At 52.9% G+C, this 4,853-nt stretch carries 4 protein-coding genes; 2 read left to right on the top strand and 2 right to left on the bottom strand.

Translation table 11 applies throughout. The features are described from left to right. Positions 1–296 precede the first annotated feature (296 nt). Together QJ48_RS32280 and QJ48_RS32275 are read right to left on the bottom strand one after the other, a co-directional pair. The gene (locus tag QJ48_RS32280; RefSeq protein WP_054977427.1) at positions 297–1,316 is read right to left on the bottom strand and encodes a cytochrome d ubiquinol oxidase subunit II; all 1,020 of its coding nucleotides are present in this window, start codon (positions 1,314–1,316) and stop codon (positions 297–299) included. Beyond that, a complete protein-coding gene (locus tag QJ48_RS32275) occupies positions 1,313–2,659 on the bottom strand; it encodes a cytochrome ubiquinol oxidase subunit I (protein WP_054977426.1) in 1,347 nt (448 codons plus the stop codon). Before QJ48_RS32275 ends, QJ48_RS32280 begins: the two co-directional genes overlap by 4 nt. Before the next feature lie 277 nt (positions 2,660–2,936). Here QJ48_RS32275 and QJ48_RS37175 point away from each other — a divergent pair, with 277 nt between their 5' ends. Both QJ48_RS37175 and QJ48_RS32270 read left to right on the top strand, forming a co-directional pair. Next, a complete protein-coding gene (locus QJ48_RS37175; protein ID WP_157261825.1) occupies positions 2,937–3,107 on the top strand; it encodes a hypothetical protein in 171 nt (56 codons plus the stop codon). 76 nt (positions 3,108–3,183) lie between these two features. After that, positions 3,184–4,821, top strand: a complete 1,638-nt coding sequence (locus tag QJ48_RS32270) for a sensor domain-containing diguanylate cyclase (protein ID WP_237763130.1) — start codon at positions 3,184–3,186, stop codon at positions 4,819–4,821. Positions 4,822–4,853: the final 32 nt, after the last annotated feature.

Here is a 4,853-nt window from a genome sequence, read left to right as displayed (position 1 = left end):
CCATCGGAACTGCCCCATACGCCTACGGCGGTTGGGGTGGGGGCTTCGGCGGTTGGGGCGGCTTCGGCCCGTTTGGGGGTCCCTTTTTCTGGTAAGACGTCCGCAGAAGATGTGCGGTCCATGTGAAAAATCCCGTTCTGTGCGGTTATCCGCGGCAGGACGGGATTTTTGCCTTGGTCCGGGAGCTACTTAAACTCTTTGTCTTGCGCTTTGCCGCTCCAGATGAACATGAACGCAAGCGAGGCGGCCGCAATAAGGGGCGGGAGGTACATGATCATGAAATGCTCCATGAATCTTCATCCTTTCTTCTGGCCTTGAACATAGTTGGCATCGAACAGGAACAACCGCAGCAGCAGCCACATGGACGGGATCAGCACGAGCAAGCCGGCGATAAAAGCGATGACGAGCGTAAGAGCCATCGTTTCGTTCGTGAAGCCGCCGTAGATGTTAATGTACGGGTATAACACATAAGGCAGATGCGCCGCTCCGTACCCGTAGAAAGCGAAAGCAAATTGCAGCATGACGAGGACGAAGGCCCATCCGTAATTTCGGCGCTTCCAGATGAAATAGACGGCGATCAGAAAACACAGGAAGGAAGCGGCAAACATCCAGTACAGGTCGAGCATGTTCTCAAAATGCCGCGGGTTCTGGGTTCGGATGCCCAGAAACACCAGAAAGCTCGACAGGATGGTCGGGCCGCTCCAGAGCAGGGCGTATCTGCGCACGACCTCCAGCGCATTCCCGTCCCCGGCTTTGGCTGCGTAGTACGTCAGGAACATCGCAGAGATGTACAGCACGCTGACGATGGCCAGCAGCACGACGCTCCACGAATAGGGACTTGCGAGCAGCTTGGGCCACAGAAACAGCACTTCGCCGCCGCGCTCTTCGATAAAGCCGCCTTCCGAGATGGTCAGCACCGTCGAGAGCGAAGCGGGGATCAACAGTCCCGTCGCTCCGTACAGCAACATGTACCCGCGGTTTTCTTTGCTGCCGTAGGTGCTGAACGCATAATACGAGCCGCGCAGGGCGAGCAGAATGACCGCCACGCTGCCCGGGATCAGCAGTGCTGTCCCGTAGTAATAGGCTGTGTGCGGGAAGAAGCCGACAATTCCTACGACGAAGAAGATCAGGAAAACGTTCGTGACCTCCCACACCGGGGACAGGTAGCGTTGGATAATCTTGTGAATTTTATTTTGTTGCCCGGTGATGACGCTGTAATAGCTGAAAAATCCGGCGCCGAAATCGATGGAAGCAACGATAAGATAGCCGTACAGAAACGTCCACAGGACGGTAATGCCGAGCAGCTCGTAGCTCATGGACGGCGGCCTCCTTTCTCGATGCCGAGCGTGATCATTTCCTCGAAGACGTCATGCTTGCGGAACAGCTTGCCGAGCACGCGTACGACCGTAAAGCCGAGCAGCAAATACAGGAAACAGAACAAGACGAGCATCATATCGACATGGTCCGACGTGGTGGCCGCATCGGATACTTTCATGAAGCCGCGCAGGATCCAAGGCTGCCGGCCAAGCTCCGCGAAAAACCAGCCGACCTCGATAGTCAGCATCGCAAGCGGGCCCGCGACGACAATCATGCGCAGCAGCCAGCGCGGCGCTTCCAACGTTCGGCTGAGGCGGCGCCGGAACAAGTAGAGAAGGCCGACGAGTACCAGAAACATGCCGCTGGCGATTTTGAAATTAAACAGGTAGTGAATCACGAGCGGCGGCCATTCGTCCTTTGGAAAATCATTAAGGCCGATGACTTCGCCTGCCGGATCGTTATGCGCAAGCACGCTGAGCATATACGGAATGGAGATGCCGTATTTGACTTCATTATTTTCGTCCAAAGCCCCGCCGAGAATAAGCGGCGCATGAGTCTCCGTCTCGAAATGCCATTCGGCCGCGGCAAGCTTCTCCGGTTGATACTTGGCCAGAAACTTGCCGGACAAGTCGCCGATCGCTGCGGTACTGATCGCAAACACGAACGCGGCGGTCATCGTCAGCTTCAGCGCTTTTTTGTGATAGACGTGATCTTTGCCGGGCAGCAGGTGCCAGGCAGCGATAGCGGCCAGAATCAAAGCGCTCGTCGTGTAAGATGAAGCAAGCACGTGAGATACTTTCGTCGGCGTCGCCGGATTGAACATCGCAACTAGCGGCTGGAGATTCTTGATGACGCCATTCTCCAGAGTAAATCCGCGCGGCGTATTCATAAACGCGTTCAGCGTCGTGATGAAGAAGGCGGAAGCGGACGACCCGATCACGATCGGGATCATCAGCAGCAGGTGGGTCGTCTTTTTTTTGAACCGGTCCCACGTGTACAGGTAGATGCCGAGGAAAATCGCCTCGATAAAAAAGGCGAACGTCTCCAGAAACAGCGGCAGCGCAATCGCCTGCCCGGCGATTTTCATAAAGCTCGGCCACAGCAGACTAAGCTGGAGGCCGATGGCGGTCCCCGTGACGACGCCTACGGCGACCGTGATGACGAAGCCGCGCGTCCAGCGGCGGGCCAGAAGCAAGTAGTGCGGATCGTTCGTCCGGATGCCGCGCCATTCGGCAAGCGCGATCATGACCGGAACGCCGACGCCGATTGTAGCGAAGATAATGTGGAACGACAGCGTCAGTTCGGTTAGCATTCGGCTGAAAAATACCGGATCGTATTGCATAGAGGCTCATCTCCTTCAGTCATAGCCGGATTGATTTAAGCGAACAATCTCCTGAGAAAAGCAAGCAGCATGACGAACCCGACGATGAACATAAGGATCATCAGACGCTTTTCATGCTTTTTGTAAGGCTCCAACGGATCATCACCTCTCCCAAGAAACAATTAAACAAAATGGTTCTTGGTTCAATCTTACCCCATTACATGTGATTTTTTTCACAAAATTATGGTGAACTGTTGAAGAAAGTATGGCAACTTAATGAAGGGAGGCAAAGGGAAACATGGTAAGCCAAGTTGGAGGTCCGCCCTTTGACACAAACTATTCGTTAAAGACCGTCCAATTCGATGTGGCAAGTATTGATTTCACCAAAAAAGCGGTTCTTGTCGTGCAAAATAAAGAAGAAAAAACGACTTACAAGTATGATATCGATTTTAAAAAATACGTTAGATAGTTTAAAAAATCCAAGCCTCCGTGACGGCTTGGATTTTTTCATGCAGGTCGGCCGGCGAAAAGGATTATGGCGAATCATGTCGAATTATGGGGAAAGTTACTTGGGAATCGAGGAGGCGAATGCCATTTCCGGGCTGTGCGGGATTGACGTTACGAAAAAGAAGAAGATCAGTCTTGCTACCCTTCTAACAGGGCTGGTTTCCCTTTCCGTCGCGCTTACTTTGACGATTCTGCTTCTGGCGTCCTATCATTCCAATAAGCAATCGTTATTCAAAACGAGATTCGCCTTGAACCATTCGGCCGCGACCAAAATGAGCCAGTCGATCGATTCCTTATTCAAATCGATGCGGGCCGGATTGAAATACACCGGTACCTATATTTCGGTAAACCATTTATCGAACGAGCAAGAGCTGCAAAAGCAGCTTGAAATGCTGCGTCTCAGCGGCAATTTTTTCAACTCCATCGCCGTCGTGGATGAAACGGGTCTCGTCCGCAGCGTAGCTCCGTCTTCCGTCGGCAAGGTGGGACAGCCTATCTCAGCGGAAGCCGCCAAAGAAGCGCTGGCTTCAAGAAAGCCCTATATATCCAAGCCTTACACCTCGTCAACCGGACGTCGCATCGTTTTTATGAGCGAGCCGCTGTACGACAAAGACGGAGTGTATCGGGGCTTTATCGGAGGCAGTCTTTATTTGCAGGAAAATAATATATTGAATACGATGTTTGGCAAGCATAACATCGATGGCGACGGATCGTATTTTTACATCGTGAGCTCAAGCGGTCATTTATTGTACCATCCGGACAAATCCCGTATCGGCGACGATAACAGCGCAAATCTGGTCGTTCAGAAGGTGCTTCGGGGCGAAAGCGGGTATGACCAGGTGACCAACAGCCAAGGCATCACCTTTCTTGCCGGTTATTCCCCCGTTCCGGAAAACGGCTGGGGCGTCATCGTACAATCTCCCATCAGCGTTGTATACGAGGAATTGGATAGTTATATCCGAACGATCCTGATCTATACTCTGGCTCCGTTTATCGTATTGATGATCGCCGCCATATGGCTTGCCCGGCGTTTGGCCCGTCCGTTCGTATCCCTGGCTAACCTGGCCGGTAAATTGGGGAGAGGCGAAAAAATCGTTCTTCCGGACATCAAGCATCACTGGAACCGAGAAGCTGACTTATTGACCCAGACGATTACGCTTGCGTTAAGCGATTTGCAGAAGCAGACCGATCAATTGACACATGCCGCCATGACCGATTCATTAACGGGGTTAACGAACCGAAGAACGTTCGAATCCATCATGTCGCAATGGACGGAAAAGCAGCAGCCTTTCGCCCTTATCGTGATGGATATCGACCGGTTCAAGTCGATCAACGATACCTATGGTCATCAGGCGGGCGACGAAGTATTGAAGCATCTGGCCCGCATCCTCACTGCGTCCGTGCGCTCCAATGACGTATGCTGCCGTTATGGCGGAGAGGAGTTCATCGTGCTTCTTCCGTTCACCACCGCGCCGGATGCCTGGATCACGGCGGAACGGGTCCGCATAGCCTTTGAAACACGGGAGAATCGCCTTGGAATCCCGCTGACGATTTCATTGGGTATCGCTCATTACCCATCCCACGCCGAATCCGCTGAATTGTTGTTTCAACGCGCCGACCATGCTTTGTATCAAGCCAAGGAGGCGGGGAAGAACAGGACGATCATAGCCGATTAGAAAACGGAGCGCTCCCACGATTCGAATCGTGG

The organism is Paenibacillus sp. A3, assembly GCF_001399685.1.
In the GTDB taxonomy this organism is placed as follows: domain Bacteria; phylum Bacillota; class Bacilli; order Paenibacillales; family NBRC-103111; genus Paenibacillus_G.
This window is presented reverse-complemented; position numbering and strand designations above follow the sequence as displayed.